This is a genomic window from Pseudomonas sp. MDT2-39-1 (genome assembly GCF_054898085.1).
This window is the reverse complement of the sequence record NZ_CM142716.1, coordinates 3,649,852-3,665,499: the sequence shown is the minus strand read 5'-3', so window position 1 is coordinate 3,665,499 and position 15,648 is coordinate 3,649,852. Positions and strand designations below refer to the sequence as shown.

Sequence of the window (15,648 nt, the reverse complement as noted above, 5' to 3'; positions counted from 1 at the left end):
ATCCAGGCGCCGCCGCGCTTGCGGTCGAAAGAGAACACCATGAAAGACACCATTCGCCAGCTGATCCAACAAGCCATCACCCAACTCGTCAACGAAGGTGTGTTGCCTGAAGGCCTGTCGCCGGCGATCCAGGTGGAAAACTCCCGTGACAAGAAGAACGGCGATTTCGCCAGCAACATCGCCATGATGCTGGCCAAACCGGCCGGCATGAAGCCGCGCGATCTGGCGGAGAAAATCATCGCTGCGCTGCCGACTGACGAAAACGTCACCAAGACCGAAATCGCCGGCCCGGGCTTCCTGAACTTCTTCCAGAATACTGATGCCCTGGCCTCTCGCCTGGACGCCGCCCTGGCCGATGAGCACATCGGCGTGCGCAAGGCCGGTCCAGTACAACGCACTGTCGTCGACCTGTCGGCACCGAACCTGGCCAAAGAGATGCACGTCGGCCACTTGCGTTCGACCATCATCGGCGACGGCGTGGCGCGCGTTCTGGAGTTCCTCGGCGACGAAGTCGTCCGTCAGAACCACGTCGGCGACTGGGGCACCCAGTTCGGCATGCTGATGGCCTATCTGCAGGAAAACCCGATCACCAGCGACGAGCTGTCGGACCTGGAAAACTTCTACCGCGCCGCCAAGCAACGCTTCGACGAATCCGAAGAGTTCGCTGACCGCGCCCGTGGCCTGGTGGTCAAGCTGCAAGCCGGCGACCCGGACTGCCTGGCGCTGTGGACCAAGTTCAAAGACATCTCACTGTCGCACTGCCAGAAAATCTACGAACTGCTGAACGTCAAACTGACCATGGCCGACGTGATGGGCGAAAGCGCCTACAACGACGACCTGATCAACGTGGTCAACGACCTCAAGACCGCCGGCCTGCTGGTCGAGAGCAACGGCGCCCAGTGCGTGTTCCTCGACGAATTCAAGAATGCCGACGGCGACCCGCTGCCAGTGATCATCGTCAAGGCTGACGGCGGCTACCTCTACGCCACCACCGACCTGGCGGCCGTGCGTTACCGCAGCGGCCAGTTGAAGGCGGATCGCGCGCTGTACTTCGTCGACCAGCGTCAGGCCCTGCACTTCCAACAAGTGTTCCAGGTCGCGCGCCTGGCCGGTTTCGTGACGCACCCGATGGAAATGGAACACATGGGCTTCGGCACCATGAACGGTAAAGATGGCCGCCCATTCAAAACCCGTGATGGCGGCACCGTGAAGCTGATCGACTTGCTGACCGAAGCCCAGGAACGCGCCTACACCCTGGTGAAGGACAAGAACCCGGAGTTGGCCGAAGACGAATTGCGCAACATCGCCAGGGTCGTGGGCATTGGCGCGGTGAAATACGCCGACCTGTCCAAGCATCGCACCAGCGACTACAGCTTCAACTTCGACCTGATGCTGAACTTCGAAGGCAACACCGCACCGTACCTGCTGTACGCCTACACCCGCGTGGCCGGCGTGTTCCGCAAACTCGGCAAGGACTTCAGCGAAGTCGAAGGCCAGATCGTCCTCGAAGCGGCGCACGAACACGAGCTGGCGGCGAAGCTCGCGCAGTTCGGCGAAGTGCTGAACAGCGTTTGCGACAAGGGCACGCCGCACATCCTCTGCACGTACCTGTACGATGTCGCCGGCCTGTTCTCCAGTTTCTACGAGAACTGCCCGATCCTCAGTGCCGACACTCCGGCGCAAATGCAGAGCCGTCTGCGCCTCGCCGCGCTGACCGGCCGCACTCTCAAGCAAGGCCTGGAACTCTTGGGTCTGGAAACTCTGGAGCGTATGTAAGTTGGCTGCCAAGAAAAAACCTGCACCCAAGCGTGGCGCCAGCCGTTACCAAGCTCCTGCAAAGCAACCGATCCCGGGTTGGCTGTGGATGGCCATCGGCCTGACGGTCGGCGCATTCATTGTGTTCCTGATGAAGCTGGAGCCAGGCAAGGGCAGCGAGAGTGTCAAGCGCGAGAGGATCGAGCAACAGAAGGCCAAAATCGCCGAGGCTAACAAGACCCCGCCGAGCCCGACGCAACCGGTGAAGCCGAAGTACGACTTCTACACCCTGCTGCCGGAATCGGAAGTCATCGTACCGCCGGATGCCGTGCCGGAGAAAACCCTGCCGACGCCGCAAGTGCCAGCCATTCCGACGACGCCGGTCACGCCAGAGCAAGCGGCGAAGATCGATACCGCGCGGGCTCAGGCCGCACTGGCCGGGATCACTCCGCCGCCAGCGCCACCGGTGTCCAAAGCGGCCCCGGTGACCAAGTTCTTCCTGCAGGCCGGTTCTTTCCGCAAGGAGACTGACGCGGACAAGGTTCGGGCCCAGATCATCCTGCTGGGCCAGGCGGTGGCGGTTGAATCCGGAACCGTTAAGGACGAGACCTGGTATCGGGTTTTGGTCGGACCGTTCAGCAACCGCGAACAGCTGACCACGGCGCAGAAACAACTGTCCGGCGCCGGCTTCAGCAACCTGCTGTTACAACAACGCCAGAACCGCTGATTTCCTCAGCGGCACCGCGTTATCGTTCTTCGCGGGCAAGCCTCGCTCCTACAGATAACGCATCGCTCGCATTATTGTGAACGCCGTAAAATGCACCGTTCGCCGTATGTGTGAACGGTGCATTACCTGTAGGAGCGAGGCTTGCCCGCGAAGGCGCCAGAACAGACAACACACCTTCCCCCGCTATTACACCGCTCGTCCCCCGCCAAGTCCTACAGTTGAAAAACGCATCACCACCCCCATATGAGTTTGCATAAGGCATTTTCGCCCCGCTGCGTGGAGACTCTCCCTTGACCACCATCGTTTCAGTTCGCCGCCACGGCAAAGTCGTCATGGGCGGCGACGGCCAGGTTTCTCTCGGCAATACCGTGATGAAAGGCAACGCGAAGAAAGTTCGTCGCCTGTACCACGGCCAGGTGATCGCCGGTTTTGCCGGGGCCACCGCTGACGCCTTCACCCTCTTCGAGCGTTTCGAAGGCCAGCTTGAGAAACATCAAGGCCACCTGGTTCGCGCTGCCGTCGAACTCGCCAAAGAATGGCGCACCGACCGCTCCCTCAGCCGTCTCGAAGCCATGCTCGCGGTCGCCAACAAAGACGCCTCCCTGATCATCACCGGCAACGGCGACGTGGTCGAACCTGAAGAAGGCTTGATCGCCATGGGTTCCGGTGGCGGTTACGCCCAGGCCGCCGCCAGCGCGCTGCTGAAGAAAACCGATCTGTCGGCTCGCGAAATCGTCGAAACCGCGCTCGGTATCGCCGGCGACATCTGCGTATTCACCAACCACACCTTCACCATTGAGGAGCAGGACCTCGCTGAGTAAGCCTGTTTTGGCCACCACGCCACGGCTTACTTTTGCTTGAGGACCGCCAATTATTATGTCCATGACTCCCCGTGAAATCGTCCACGAACTCAATCGCCACATCATCGGCCAGGACGATGCCAAGCGCGCCGTCGCCATCGCGCTGCGTAACCGCTGGCGCCGGATGCAACTGCCCGAAGAGCTGCGCGTTGAAGTAACTCCCAAGAACATCCTGATGATCGGCCCGACCGGTGTCGGTAAAACCGAGATCGCCCGTCGCCTGGCCAAACTCGCCAACGCGCCGTTCATCAAAGTCGAAGCGACCAAGTTCACCGAAGTCGGTTATGTCGGCCGCGACGTTGAATCGATCATTCGTGACCTGGCTGACGCGGCGATCAAGCTGCTGCGCGAACAGGAAATGACCAAGGTTCGTCACCGCGCCGAAGACGCCGCCGAAGAACGCATCCTTGACGCGCTGCTGCCACCGGCACGCATGGGCTTCAACAATGACGACGCGCCATCGGCCGACTCCAACACCCGTCAGCTGTTCCGCAAGCGCCTGCGTGAAGGTCAGCTGGATGACAAGGAGATCGAAATCGAAGTCGCCGAAATGGCCGGTGTCGATATCTCCGCGCCACCGGGCATGGAAGAAATGACCAACCAGTTGCAGAGCCTGTTCGCCAACATGGGCAAGGGCAAAAAGAAGAACCGCAAGATCAAGGTCAAGGAAGCGCTGAAACTGGTGCGTGACGAAGAAGCCGGTCGCCTGGTCAACGAAGAAGAGTTGAAGGCCAAGGCGCTGGAAGCCGTCGAGCAGCACGGTATCGTGTTCATCGACGAAATCGACAAGGTCGCCAAGCGCGGCAACACCGGTGGCGTCGACGTGTCCCGTGAAGGCGTACAGCGCGACCTGCTGCCGCTGATCGAAGGCTGCACCGTCAACACCAAGCTGGGCATGGTCAAGACCGACCACATCCTGTTCATCGCCTCCGGTGCGTTCCACTTGAGCAAGCCAAGCGACCTGGTGCCGGAGCTGCAAGGTCGTCTGCCAATTCGTGTCGAGCTGAAGGCGCTGACGCCGGAAGACTTCGAACGCATCCTCAGCGAGCCGCACGCGTCGCTCACCGAGCAGTACTGCGCCTTGCTGAAAACCGAAGGCCTGGTCATCGAGTTCCAGCCGGACGGCATCAAGCGCATCGCCGAGATCGCCTGGCAGGTCAACGAGAAGACCGAGAACATCGGTGCCCGTCGCCTGCACACTTTGCTCGAGCGCCTGCTTGAAGAAGTGTCGTTCAGCGCCGGCGACCTGGCCAGCGCCCACGACGACAAGGTGATCCTGATCGACGCCGAGTACGTCAACAGCCACCTCGGTGAATTGGCACAGAACGAAGACCTGTCCCGTTATATTCTGTAAGCCAAACTTGTAGGAGCGAAGCTTGCTCGCGAAATCGGTCATTCATTCAACATACATGTCGACTGAACTGACGCTTTCGCGAGCAAGCTTCGCTCCTACAGGGTTCCATCCATAACGGAACTCAGGCCATGACCCAACTCCCCACCGACATCAAACTGCACAAAGCCTCGAAAACCCTGTCGCTGAAATACGCGTCCGGCGAGGAACATCACCTGTCCGCCGAGTTCTTGCGCGTGCATTCTCCTTCCGCGGAAGTCCAGGGCCACGGCAAACCTATCCTGCAATTTGGCAAGATCGGCGTAGGCCTGATCAAGGTAGAACCGGCCGGTCAGTACGCACTGAAATTGACCTTCGACGACGGCCACGACAGCGGCCTGTTCACCTGGGAATATCTGTACCAGTTGGGCGTGCGTCAGGAGGACCTTTGGAACGATTATCTTGGCGAACTGAAAGCCGCCGGAAAAACCCGCGATCCGAATGAATCCATCGTCAAGCTGATGCTCTAGGTCAAGCCTCTTGCTCTTTAGAGGGCATTTTCTAATTCCATCTGTTTGAATGCTCCGCTTCTGGGTCAATGATTGGCCCGCTTGCGAAAAAAATTAAACTCGGGTAACCAATGGAGCTGGCAAGTTCCCTGCAGTGCTCTCTGCCGTAAAAAGCAGCGATGCAGAATTAACGGTCACCCGAGCAGAAGTACCTGGCCTTGGCTGTGTCACTACACAGCTGGACCCAGGTACTCGTCTCAGGACAATGGAGCGTCGTAGATGAGTAACAAGAATAACGATGACTTGAAGTATCAAGCCTCGGAAAACACCTTGGGGCTGAATCCTGTCGTTGGGCTGCGTGGAAAGGATTTATTGGCGTCAGCTCGAATGGTGCTCAGGCAGGCCATCAAACAACCGATTCACAGTGCCAGGCATGTTGCCCATTTCGGCCTTGAACTGAAGAACGTGTTGTTCGGTAAATCGGAGCTTCTACCCACAAGCGATGACCGTCGCTTTGCCGATCCGGCCTGGAGCCAGAACCCGCTCTACAAACGTTATTTGCAAACTTACCTGGCGTGGCGCAAGGAACTCCACGACTGGATCGACGACAGCAATCTGCCGCCCAAAGACGTCAGCCGCGGGCATTTCGTGATCAACCTCATGACCGAAGCCATGGCGCCGACCAACAGTGCGGCCAACCCGGCGGCGGTCAAACGCTTCTTCGAAACGGGTGGTAAAAGCCTGCTCGACGGCCTCTCGCACTTGGCCAAGGATCTGGTGCACAACGGCGGCATGCCGAGCCAGGTCAACATGGGTGCGTTCGAAGTCGGCAAGAGCCTGGGCGTGACCGAAGGCGCGGTGGTGTTCCGCAACGACGTGCTGGAGCTGATCCAGTACCGCCCGATCACCGAGCAGGTGCACGAGCGTCCGCTGCTGGTGGTGCCGCCGCAGATCAACAAGTTCTATGTATTCGACTTGAGCCCGGACAAAAGCCTGGCGCGTTTCTGTCTGCGCAACAACGTGCAGACGTTTATCGTCAGCTGGCGCAACCCGACCAAGGAGCAGCGCGAGTGGGGTCTGTCGACCTACATCGAGGCGCTCAAGGAAGCGGTCGACGTGGTCACCGCGATCACCGGCAGCAAAGACGTGAACATGCTCGGCGCCTGCTCCGGCGGCATCACCTGCACCGCGCTGCTGGGCCACTACGCCGCGATCGGCGAGAAGAAGGTCAACGCCCTGACGTTGCTGGTCAGCGTGCTGGACACCACCCTGGACAGCGACGTGGCCTTGTTCGTCGACGAACAGACCCTCGAAGCCGCCAAGCGCCATTCCTATCAGGCCGGTGTGCTGGAGGGCCGCGACATGGCGAAAGTCTTCGCCTGGATGCGCCCCAACGATTTGATCTGGAACTACTGGGTCAACAACTACCTGCTGGGCAACGAGCCGCCGGTGTTCGACATCCTGTTCTGGAACAACGACACCACACGGTTAACCGCCGCATTCCACGGCGACCTGATCGAAATGTTCAAAAGCAATCCACTGATCCGTCCCGATGCACTGGAAGTGTGCGGTACGCCGATCGATCTGAAGCAGGTCACGGCCGACATCTTTTCCCTGGCCGGCACCAACGACCACATCACTCCGTGGAAGTCCTGCTACAAGTCGGCGCAGTTGTTCGGCGGCAAGGTGGAATTCGTGCTGTCCAGCAGCGGGCATATCCAGAGCATTCTTAACCCGCCGGGCAACCCGAAATCGCGCTACATGACCAGCACGGACATGCCGGTCAAAGCCGAAGAATGGCAAGAAAATTCCACCAAGCACACTGACTCCTGGTGGCTGCACTGGCAGGCCTGGCAGGCCGAGCGTTCGGGCAAGCTGAAGAAATCCCCGGCGAGCCTGGGCAACAAGGTTTACCCGGCAGGCGAGGCGGCGCCAGGCACTTACGTACACGAGCGGTAACCGACACCCCGCCCTCTGTAGGAGCGAAGCTTGCTCGCGAAAGCGGTCATTCATCCAACATGGATGTCGAATGACTTGACGCCTTCGCGAGCAAGCTTCGCTCCTACAGGGGACCGGGATAATTAACCCACAGGGCCTGAAGCATGCCGCAACCGTTCATATTCCGTACTGTCGACCTGGATGGCCAGACCCTCCGCACGGCAGTACGCCCCGGCAAGCCTCACTTGACGCCCTTGCTGATTTTCAACGGCATCGGCGCCAACCTGGAGCTGGTGTTTCCGTTCGTCGCGGCGCTGGACCCGGACCTGGAAGTCATCGCTTTCGATGTACCCGGTGTCGGCGGTTCGTCGACGCCCAATCGGCCGTATCGCTTTCCGGGCCTGGCGAAACTCACGACGCGGATGCTCGACTATCTCGACTACGGGCAAGTCAACGTCATCGGTGTTTCCTGGGGCGGCGCCCTCGCCCAGCAATTCGCGTACGACTATCCCGAGCGCTGCAAGAAACTCGTGCTGGCGGCCACGGCGGCCGGTGCGGTAATGGTGCCGGGCAAACCGAAAGTGTTGTGGATGATGGCCAGCCCACGGCGCTACATCCAGCCGTCTCACGTGATCCGTATTGCGCCAATGATTTATGGCGGTTCGTTCCGTCGCGATCCGACCCTGGCCGCCAGCCATGCCGCCAAGGTTCGCTCGGCAGGCAAACTCGGTTACTACTGGCAGCTGTTCGCCGGACTTGGCTGGACCAGCATTCACTGGCTGCACAAGATCCATCAGCCGACCCTGGTCCTGGCCGGCGACGACGATCCCCTGATTCCGCTGATCAACATGCGTTTGCTCGCCTGGCGAATCCCCAATGCTCAGTTACACATCATCGATGACGGGCACCTGTTCCTGATTACGCGCGCCGAAGCCGTGGCACCGATCATCATGAAATTCCTCGAGGAGGAACGTCAGCGTGCCGTGATGCATCCGCATCCGTCGCCATTGGGCGGTTAACCGGCCCATTGTCGGTCGGCAGGACGCCGCACCGCGCAACAACCCGTAACAGCGTCTATGGTGTTCTGGTTCGATGTGTTTGTATTTGGCCTGAAAGACGAAGGAGTGTTGACACATGCGCGACAAACCAGCGAGGGACTTTTTGCCCACACCCGCCGCGTTCATCAATGCACAGAGTGCGATCACCGGCCTGCGTGGCCGGGATCTGCTGTCGACCCTGCGCAGCGTTGCCGCCCATGGCCTGCGCAACCCGGTGAACAGCGCACGACATGCCTTGAAACTGGGCGGCCAACTGGGCCGTGTACTGCTGGGCGAAACCCTGCACCCGACCAACCCGCAGGACAATCGTTTTGCCGACCCTGCGTGGAGTCTCAACCCGTTTTATCGCCGCAGCTTGCAGGCCTACCTGAGCTGGCAGAAGCAGGTCAAAAGCTGGATCGACGAGAGCAACATGAGCCCCGACGATCGCGCTCGTGCCCACTTTGCGTTCGCCTTGCTCAATGACGCCGTGGCGCCGTCCAACACCCTGCTCAATCCGCTGGCGATCAAGGAGATCTTCAACTCCGGCGGCAACAGCCTGGTGCGCGGCATCAGCCATCTGTTCGACGACTTCCTGCACAACGATGGCTTGCCCAGACAAGTCACCAAGCACTCTTTCGAGGTCGGCAAAACGGTCGCCACCACCACCGGTTCCGTGGTGTTTCGCAATGAGCTGCTGGAGCTGATCCAGTACAAGCCGATGAGCGAAAAGCAGTATTCAAAGCCGCTGCTGGTGGTGCCGCCGCAGATCAACAAGTACTACATTTTCGACCTGAGCCCGCACAACAGCTTCGTCCAGTTCGCCCTGAAAAACGGCCTGCAGACGTTCATGATCAGCTGGCGCAATCCGGACGTGCGGCACCGCGAATGGGGCCTGTCGTCCTACGTCGAAGCGGTGGAGGAAGCGATGAACGTCTGCCGGGCGATCACCGGCGCTCGCGAGGTCAACCTGATGGGCGCTTGCGCCGGCGGGATGACCATCGCCGCGCTGCAAGGCCACTTGCAGGCGAAGCGGCAACTGCGGCGGGTGTCCAGCGCGACGTACCTGGTGAGCCTGCTCGACAGCCAGATGGACAGCCCGGCCACGCTTTTCGCCGATGAACAGACCCTGGAAGCGGCCAAGCGTCGTTCGTATCAGAAAGGTGTGCTGGACGGCCGCGACATGGCCAAGGTATTTGCCTGGATGCGCCCCAACGATTTGATCTGGAGCTATTTCGTCAACAATTACCTGCTGGGCAAAGAGCCGCCAGCGTTCGACATTCTCTACTGGAACAACGACAACACGCGCCTGCCGGCAGCCTTGCATGGCGACCTCCTGGACTTCTTCAAGCACAACCCGCTGGGTCATCCGGGCGGTCTGGAAGTGTGCGGCACGCCGATCGACTTGCAGAAAGTCAACGTCGACAGCTTCAGCGTAGCCGGCATCAACGACCACATCACGCCGTGGGATGCGGTGTATCGCTCGACGCTGCTGCTGGGTGGCGAACGACGCTTCGTGCTGTCCAACAGCGGTCATGTGCAGAGCATCCTCAACCCGCCATCGAACCCGAAAGCCAACTTCGTCGAGGGCACGAAACTGAGCAGCGACCCTCGGGCCTGGTATTACGACGCCAAGCAAGTCGACGGTAGCTGGTGGACACAGTGGCTGGGCTGGATTCAGGAGCGCTCGGGGGCGCAAAAAGAAACCCACATGACCCTCGGCAACCAGAACTATCCACCGCTGGAGGCGGCACCCGGCACTTACGTACGCGTGCGCTGACTGACAACGAACCACGGCACACGTCTGCCGTGGCATGACTCGACCATTAAGAAGACTGGATGAAAACCCGCGACCGGATCCTCGAATGTGCCCTGCAATTGTTCAATCAGAAGGGTGAACCGAACGTTTCGACCATGGAAGTTGCCAACGAAATGGGCATCAGCCCAGGCAACCTCTACTACCACTTCCACGGCAAGGAACCGTTGATTCTCGGATTGTTCGAGCGTTTCCAGTCCGAGCTTGCGCCACTGCTTGATCCTCCGGCCGATGTGGAGTTGGCACCAGAGGACTACTGGCTGTTCCTGCACTTAATCGTCGAACGGCTGGCCCATTACCGGTTTCTGTTTCAGGACCTGTCGAACCTGGCCGGGCGCTTGCCGAAACTGGCCAAGGGCATCCGCAATCTGCTCAATGCACTGAAGCGCACGCTGGCTTCATTGTTGGCACGATTGAAGGCTCAGGGGCAGTTGGTCAGCGATACGCAAGCGCTGGGGCAGTTGGTGGAGCAGATCACCATGACGCTGCTGTTCTCGCTGGACTATCAGCGGATTCTTGATCGCGAGGGGGAAGTCAGGTTGGTGGTGTATCAGATCATGATGCTGGTGGCGCCGCATTTGCTGCCGCCGATCAAGGTGGCGACGGAGCAGTTGGCCCTCCAATACCTGGAAGAACACGAATAACCCCTGAACACCGTCGCCCCCTGTGGGAGCTAGCCTGCTAGCGATAGCGATTTATCCGTCGACATTGTTGTTTACTGATGAACCGCTATCGCTAGCAGGCTAGCTCCCACAGGGGGCCGCCGTGTGTGCAGAACCGTGCACAAACAAAAAACGCCCGACCTTTGCAGGCCGGGCGTTTTCTTGAGCCCTGAAAATCAGGACTGACTGGTTGGCGTCGATGGAGCTGGCGCGGCAGTCGGGGTTACAGCAGGAGTCGGCGCAGTAGCAGAGTTCGATGTGCTGACCGGAGTCGACGAGGTTGCCGGTTTGGCGGCAGCCACTGCTGGTTTTGGTGCGGCAGCTTTAGGCGCGGCCGGCTTTTTCACTGCTGGCTTCTTCGCTGCGGCCGGTTTGGCTGCGGCTTTGGCGGCGACCGATTTGACCGCTGCCTTGGCTGCTGCAGGTTTAGCGGCGGCAGTTTTAGTAGCGGACTTGGCTGCGGACGCGACTTTCGACGCGGCTTTAGCTACCGGTTTAGCGGCAGCTTTTGCCAGCGGCTTGGCAGCAGTTTTTGCCGCTGCGGTTTTCGCTACGACAGGCGCCACCTTGGCACCGGTGAGTTTTTCGATTTGCTTGGTCAGGGTATCGACCTTGCTGTGCAGCGCTTTCACTTCATTGCGGCTCGGTACACCCAGGCGCGAAATGGCGCTGTTCAGGCGCTTGTCGAAAGCCCCTTCCAGCTCATCCCACTTGCCCAGCGCACGATCTTTCACGCCGCTGATGCGCGACTTGGCCGACGAAGCGGAATCCTTGACGTCATCGACTTTCTTGCCGACAGCGCTCTTGGTGAGCTTCTCGGCTTTCTCGCCGTCTTTAACCAATGTATCGAAGAGCTTGCTGCCGTCAGTGTCGATCTTCGAGTACACGCCTAAACCAGCCAGCCAGATTTTGCGGGAGTAGTCTTCGACTTTCCCGATCCAAGAGCTGCCTTCTTTTTCGGTGTTCTTTTTACCAGCCATCCCGTTCTCCTTAAGATTTACGCGCGACGCGTTCGAGCAATGCCGTCAGCTCATCGAGCTTAGCAGAGAGTGTCTCAACGTCATGTTTAGACGGAATGCCGATACGATTCAAGGCACTTGCGACACGCGAGTCAAAAGCCTTCTCGACCTTGTCGAGTTGAAGTTCGACCTTGGCTTTGAATGTGCTCACTTCACTCTTGGCTTCATCAATCTCTGTGTTAGCGGCTTCAAGTTTCTCGGCAACTACTTCTTTGCCTTTTTTTTCAACAGCTTGACCCGCGACGATCAACTCTTGAAAGTACTCGTTGCCCTCTTGGCCGACCCTGGTGTAGGCCCCCAGGCCTGCCAGCCAGATCTTGCGGGCGTAAGATTTAACGTCGCTCAGAGCAGTCGTCGAAGCGTCGATTTTTTTCTTCAAAATAACTTTGGCCATGGTGCACCTCACGCGCAGAAGGTTTGAGGAACTGCCCGCGAAAGTGTCGGGCTCAGGCACAAAGTAGGGAGAAAAATTAGAAACAGCACCCTAACAACTGACATAAACGTTTGGGTACAACGCTCCCACAGGAATTGCATTCACAAATCCACTGCCGGTCAAGCCAACGCTTTATCGAGGGCCTTCTCGATTTCCGATTTGATGGTGCCGCTCATGGCCGACATCAACAGGCCCAGTTCGACATCGACCTTGATCGAGTCCTCGCTCACATGCACTGCGCCTTTAACGCCGGAACGTTTGAGATTCAGGGTGTCACCGGACCACTGCGGTTCCAGACCATATTGATCGGACAGCTTTTGCGCCAACTTGTCGGCCTTCTCGCGGGCCGCTTCCTTGCCCAGGCCGTGGGCACGCTCAACACTAATACGGGCCATCGAATGACTCCTGCTTTATGAATACTTTCCTGAAGCATCTTGACCGCTGCTGCGGCAAAACGTCCCGGTGGTTACCTATCTTACCTGCAGCCTTGCCAAGACAAAGCAGGCCACCGGGATTAGAATGTCCCGCATTCTCTTTTGGTGACAGCGATATGACTGATCAGCGCAAAGGCAGCGATGCCGAACCCACCACTCACTTCGGCTTCAAAAACGTTCCGGAAAGCCAGAAAGCGGAAAAAGTCGCTGAGGTTTTCCACTCGGTAGCCGCCAAGTACGACTTGATGAACGACCTCCTGTCGGGCGGCATGCACCGTTTGTGGAAGCGTTTCGCGATCGAGCTGTCGGGCGTTCGCACCGGTAACCGCGTGCTGGACATCGCCGGCGGTACCGGTGACCTGACCAAGAAGTTCTCGCACCTCGTTGGCCCGACCGGCCAGGTGGTGTTGGCCGACATCAACGAATCCATGCTCAAGGTCGGTCGTGACCGCCTGCTGGATCTGGGTGTGGCCGGCAACGTCGAGTTCGTTCAGGCCGACGCTGAAAAACTGCCGTTCCCGGACAACCATTTCGACTGCGTGACCATCGCCTTCGGCCTGCGCAACGTGACGCATAAAGAAGACGCCCTGCGTTCGATGCTGCGCGTGCTGAAACCGGGCGGTCGTTTGCTGGTGCTGGAATTCTCCAAGCCGACCAACGCGCTGATGTCCAAAGCCTATGACGCCTACTCGTTCGCCTTCATGCCGTTGATGGGCAAGCTGATCACCAACGACTCGGAAAGCTATCGATACCTGGCCGAATCGATCCGCATGCACCCGAATCAGGAAACCCTGAAGTCGATGATGGTCGAGGCCGGTTTCGACCGCGTGACCTACCACAACATGACCGCAGGCATCGTCGCCCTGCACCGCGGTATCAAACCCTGATGTTGCTGGCCGGCCTGCTCGCCAGCGTTGAACTCGGTCTGAACCGGGTGCTGCGTCTCGACAGCACGGCGCTGCCGAGGCTGGCGCATTTGAGCGGCAAGGTGATTGCCGTCGACTGCCGCAGCCCGGCGTTGCAGCTATTCATCCTGCCCAGCGACGAAGGCCTGATGCTGGCGTCTCACTGGGAAACCGGCGCCGACTGCACCTTGCGGGCACCGGCCTCCAGCCTGCTGAAACTGGCCATGAGCAAGGACAAGACTTCGGTCCTGCATGCTCCCGAAGTCGAACTCGACGGCGACAGCGGCGTGCTGCTGGAACTGGCGGCGATCCTTCAGGACCTTGAGCTGGACTGGGAGTACGAACTCTCGCGCTGGCTGGGACCGGTCGCCACGCAACTGGTCGGCGGTCACCTGCGCAGCCGCGCACGCTGGTATCAGCAAGGGTTCGCCAGCCTCAATCAGAATCTTGGCGAATACCTGGCCGAAGAATCGCGCACCCTCGTCGGTCAGCGCGAAGCTGAAGCCCGTTTCAATGAACTGGACCAGATCAAACTCGATCTGGACCGTCTCGAGGCGCGCTTCGAGCGCCTTTCCCGATCCCTCGACCCAAGCGATAACGCATGAAGCTGCTTGCCGCCCGCCGTTTGTTGCGCATACAGCGCGTTGTGATTCGCTACCGCCTCGATGACCTGCTGTTCGCCCTGCCATTGCCCTGGTTTCTGCTGGCGCTGCGCTACGCCTTACCGTGGCGCTGGTTCCCACGCAAGACGCTGGACCTGAGCCGTGGCGCACGATTGCGTCTGGCGTTGCAGGACCTGGGACCGATTTTCATCAAGTTCGGCCAAATCCTGTCCACCCGCCGCGACTTGTTGCCTGAAGACATCGCTGATGAGCTGATGAAGCTGCAGGACCGCGTGCCGCCGTTCGACTCGCAAGTGTCGATCAAGCTGATTGAAGAGCAGCTCGGCAAAAAGATCAGTGAAGTGTTCAGCCGCTTCGACGTCGAGCCACTGGCCTCGGCCTCCGTGGCGCAGGTGCATGCCGCGCAGCTGAAAACCGGTGAAGAAGTGGTGGTCAAGGTCATCCGCCCGGGCCTCAAACCGATCATCGCGCAGGATCTCGCGTGGCTGTTCATCCTCGCCCGCGCCGCCGAAAAGCTCTCGGCCGACGCGCGCCTGCTGCACCCGGTGGACGTGGTACTGGACTACGAAAAAACCATCTACGACGAACTCGACCTGCTGCGCGAAGCGGCCAACGCCAGCCAGTTGAAGCGCAACTTCGACGGCTCGGAGCTGCTCTACGTGCCGCAAGTCTATTGGGACTGGTGCCGACCGAAAGTGCTGGTGATGGAGCGCATCTACGGGATTCAGGTCACCGACCTCGCGACCCTGGCCGACCAGCGCACCGACATGAAAATGCTCGCCGAACGCGGGGTGGAAATCTTCTTCACCCAAGTGTTCCGCGATAGCTTCTTCCACGCCGACATGCACCCCGGCAACATTTTCGTCAGCACCGTGAACCCGTGGAGCCCGCAGTACATTGCGATCGACTGCGGCATCGTCGGCAGCCTGACCCCGGAAGATCAGGATTACCTGGCGCGCAACCTGTTCGCGTTCTTCAAGCGTGATTACCGTCGTGTCGCGCAGCTGCACATCGATTCGGGCTGGGTGCCGGCGGAAACCAAACTCAACGAATTCGAAGCGGCGATCCGCACCGTGTGCGAGCCAATCTTCGAAAAACCGTTAAAAGATATTTCCTTCGGCCAGGTGCTGATGCGCCTGTTCCAGACCGCTCGACGCTTCAACATGGAAGTGCAACCCCAGCTGGTTCTGCTGCAAAAAACCCTGTTGAACATCGAAGGCCTGGGCCGTCAGCTGTACCCGGACCTCGATTTGTGGAACACCGCCCAGCCGTTCCTCGAACGCTGGATGCGCGAACGCGTCAGCCCCAAAGCCTTGATCGGCAACGTGCAGAGCCAATTCGAACAACTGCCGCACCTGGCCAACATGGCCCGCGACCTGCTTGAGCGCATGTCCCAACCGCACGCTTACGACCCACCGCCGCCGTGGCACCGGCGCAAGGACGACTGGTTCATGCGCTTGCTCGGCTCTGCGCACCTGGCAGGCGGCACGATACTCGCGGCCGGTGGGCCGTTGAACGAACTGGGCCATTGGCCGGCCGGCATCATGGTGGCCGTCGGTTTGTATCTGGTCGTTCGCCGATAGCCAGCGCCCCCGCACGC

General features: G+C 59.6%; 15 protein-coding genes. 12 read left to right on the top strand and 3 right to left on the bottom strand.

Translation table 11 applies throughout. The features are described 5' to 3' along the window. Positions 1–39 precede the first annotated feature (39 nt). The 9 genes from argS to ACYZTM_RS17370 all read left to right on the top strand — a co-directional run bounded on the left by argS (position 40) and on the right by ACYZTM_RS17370 (position 10,616). Positions 40–1,776, top strand: a complete 1,737-nt coding sequence (argS, locus tag ACYZTM_RS17410) for an arginine--tRNA ligase (RefSeq protein WP_131061462.1) — start codon at positions 40–42, stop codon at positions 1,774–1,776. Between the two features lies 1 nt (position 1,777). Further along, on the top strand, positions 1,778–2,482 hold the full coding sequence (locus ACYZTM_RS17405; RefSeq protein WP_131061463.1) for an SPOR domain-containing protein: 705 nt from the start codon (positions 1,778–1,780) through the stop codon (positions 2,480–2,482). Positions 2,483–2,772: 290 nt separating this feature from the next. Then, positions 2,773–3,303, top strand: coding sequence for an ATP-dependent protease subunit HslV (gene hslV, locus ACYZTM_RS17400; protein WP_007899242.1), 531 nt, complete (start codon positions 2,773–2,775; stop codon positions 3,301–3,303). A gap of 55 nt (positions 3,304–3,358) precedes the next feature. Next, positions 3,359–4,696, top strand: coding sequence for an ATP-dependent protease ATPase subunit HslU (gene hslU, locus ACYZTM_RS17395; RefSeq protein ID WP_131061464.1), 1,338 nt, complete (start codon positions 3,359–3,361; stop codon positions 4,694–4,696). Between the two features lie 128 nt (positions 4,697–4,824). Next, positions 4,825–5,202, top strand: coding sequence for a gamma-butyrobetaine hydroxylase family protein (locus ACYZTM_RS17390; protein WP_461983689.1), 378 nt, complete (start codon positions 4,825–4,827; stop codon positions 5,200–5,202). Between the two features lie 258 nt (positions 5,203–5,460). Next, the gene (gene phaC / locus ACYZTM_RS17385) at positions 5,461–7,140 is read left to right on the top strand and encodes a class II poly(R)-hydroxyalkanoic acid synthase (RefSeq protein ID WP_131061466.1); all 1,680 of its coding nucleotides are present in this window, start codon (positions 5,461–5,463) and stop codon (positions 7,138–7,140) included. Positions 7,141–7,283: 143 nt separating this feature from the next. Next, complete coding sequence (phaZ, locus tag ACYZTM_RS17380; protein ID WP_131061467.1) at positions 7,284–8,138, top strand: poly(3-hydroxyalkanoate) depolymerase; 855 nt, start codon at positions 7,284–7,286, stop codon at positions 8,136–8,138. 115 nt (positions 8,139–8,253) lie between these two features. Further along, positions 8,254–9,936 carry a class II poly(R)-hydroxyalkanoic acid synthase gene (gene phaC / locus ACYZTM_RS17375; protein ID WP_461983686.1) on the top strand — a complete coding sequence of 561 codons (1,683 nt, stop codon included), beginning with the start codon at positions 8,254–8,256 and terminating at the stop codon, positions 9,934–9,936. A 59-nt stretch (positions 9,937–9,995) separates the two neighbouring features. After that, the gene (locus tag ACYZTM_RS17370) at positions 9,996–10,616 is read left to right on the top strand and encodes a TetR/AcrR family transcriptional regulator (protein WP_131061469.1); all 621 of its coding nucleotides are present in this window, start codon (positions 9,996–9,998) and stop codon (positions 10,614–10,616) included. A 194-nt stretch (positions 10,617–10,810) separates the two neighbouring features. Here the strand turns inward: ACYZTM_RS17370 and ACYZTM_RS17365 are convergent, their stop codons facing one another. The 3 genes from ACYZTM_RS17365 to ACYZTM_RS17355 form a co-directional block, all read right to left on the bottom strand. Further along, positions 10,811–11,614, bottom strand: a complete 804-nt coding sequence (locus tag ACYZTM_RS17365; protein ID WP_461983684.1) for a phasin family protein — start codon at positions 11,612–11,614, stop codon at positions 10,811–10,813. 10 nt (positions 11,615–11,624) lie between these two features. Continuing rightward, positions 11,625–12,047, bottom strand: a complete 423-nt coding sequence (locus tag ACYZTM_RS17360; protein WP_131061471.1) for a phasin family protein — start codon at positions 12,045–12,047, stop codon at positions 11,625–11,627. 158 nt (positions 12,048–12,205) lie between these two features. Then, the gene (locus tag ACYZTM_RS17355) at positions 12,206–12,481 is read right to left on the bottom strand and encodes a polyhydroxyalkanoic acid system family protein (protein WP_131061472.1); all 276 of its coding nucleotides are present in this window, start codon (positions 12,479–12,481) and stop codon (positions 12,206–12,208) included. Positions 12,482–12,636: 155 nt separating this feature from the next. Here ACYZTM_RS17355 and ubiE point away from each other — a divergent pair, with 155 nt between their 5' ends. From ubiE to ubiB, 3 genes are read left to right on the top strand one after another with little or no spacing between them, the layout of a single operon-like run. After that, entirely contained in the window at positions 12,637–13,407 is a 771-nt protein-coding gene (gene ubiE / locus ACYZTM_RS17350; RefSeq protein ID WP_007948968.1) for a bifunctional demethylmenaquinone methyltransferase/2-methoxy-6-polyprenyl-1,4-benzoquinol methylase UbiE, read from the top strand. After that, positions 13,407–14,030, top strand: a complete 624-nt coding sequence (locus ACYZTM_RS17345) for a ubiquinone biosynthesis accessory factor UbiJ (protein WP_131061473.1) — start codon at positions 13,407–13,409, stop codon at positions 14,028–14,030. Before ubiE ends, ACYZTM_RS17345 begins: the two co-directional genes overlap by 1 nt. Further along, positions 14,027–15,631, top strand: coding sequence for a ubiquinone biosynthesis regulatory protein kinase UbiB (gene ubiB, locus ACYZTM_RS17340; RefSeq protein WP_131061474.1), 1,605 nt, complete (start codon positions 14,027–14,029; stop codon positions 15,629–15,631). The genes ACYZTM_RS17345 and ubiB overlap by 4 nt, the downstream gene beginning before the upstream one ends. Positions 15,632–15,648: the final 17 nt, after the last annotated feature.